The organism is Fundidesulfovibrio soli (assembly GCF_022808695.1).
Classification (GTDB): Bacteria; Desulfobacterota; Desulfovibrionia; order Desulfovibrionales; family Desulfovibrionaceae; genus Fundidesulfovibrio; species Fundidesulfovibrio soli.
On record NZ_JAKZKW010000041.1, the window covers coordinates 1 to 1,106 of the forward strand.

At 66.5% G+C, this 1,106-nt stretch carries 1 protein-coding gene; it reads left to right on the top strand.

Annotated features, from left to right (window positions below; translation table 11 throughout):
• The first annotated feature begins 129 nt into the window (after positions 1-129).
• Entirely contained in the window at positions 130-1,020 is an 891-nt protein-coding gene (purU, locus tag MLE18_RS17835) for a formyltetrahydrofolate deformylase (RefSeq protein WP_243440152.1), read from the top strand.
• Positions 1,021-1,106 lie beyond the last annotated feature (86 nt).

Sequence of the window (1,106 nt, forward strand, 5' to 3'; positions counted from 1 at the left end):
ATTGAGGCATCCGGCGGCCAAAGGGCGTAGCCCTTTGGGATCCCTTTCCGCTCAGCGCTGCGCGCTTCGCATGGGGAATCGCCACTGACCGGGATGGATTTCCAGGGGCACATTGACTACCTTGTGCTCATGAACACCACCGACCTCTACGACGCCGGGCGCAACATCGCCCGCCTGCTGATAACAAGTCCCGACCGGCCCGGCCTCGTGGCGGCCGTGAGCCAGTTCATCTTCTCCCACGGCGCCAACATCACCCAACTGGACCAGCACTCCACCGACCCCGAGGGCGGCAAGTTCTTCATGCGCCTGGAGTTCCAGACACCGCACCTGGACCTGGGGCGGGACGCCCTGATGGCCGCCTTCGACCAGGTGGTGGCCAAACCCTTCGAGATGCAGTGGTCCATCCAGTACGCCCGGCCCCGCAAACGCCTGGCGATCATGGTCTCGCGGCACGAGCACTGCCTGATGGAGCTGCTCTGGCGCTGGTCGCGCGGGGAGCTGCCCTGCGAGGCGGCCATGGTCGTGAGCAACCACCCGGACCTCAAGGAGGCCGTGGAGCGCTTCGGCGTGCCCTTCCACTACATCCCGGTGCCCCCGCGCGATCCCGAGGCCAAGCGCAGGGCCGAGGAGCAGGCGTTGGAGTTGATCCGGGGCAAGGCCGACGCCGTGGTGCTGGCCAGGTACATGCAGATCCTCTCGCCCGATTTCATCGAGGGCGCAGGCGTGCCCATCATCAACATCCACCACTCGTTCCTGCCCGCCTTCATCGGGGCCGACCCGTACCGCCAGGCCTTCCAGCGCGGGGTGAAGCTCATCGGGGCCACGGCGCACTACGTGACCGCCGAACTGGACGCCGGGCCCATCATCAGCCAGGACGTGGCGCACGTTTCGCACCGCCACGGCGTGGATGACTTGAAGGACCTGGGGCGCGACCTGGAACGGCAGGTGCTGGCCCGGGCCGTGCGGGCGCACCTGGAGGACAGGATCATCGTGGACGGGAACAAGACGGTGGTGTTCTAGCGGAACACGGGAAGAATACTTTGGTTGGAGTCTCCGGGTCGGGCCGGTGCGGGGGCGGCTGATGTATTTGAAGAACTTCCGCCGCC

What these genes read in the sequence shown, in the direction of transcription:
- purU (WP_243440152.1), top strand. Translation starts at nt 130, where the DNA reads ATGAACACCACCGACCTCTACGACGCCGGGCGCAACATCGCCCGCCTG.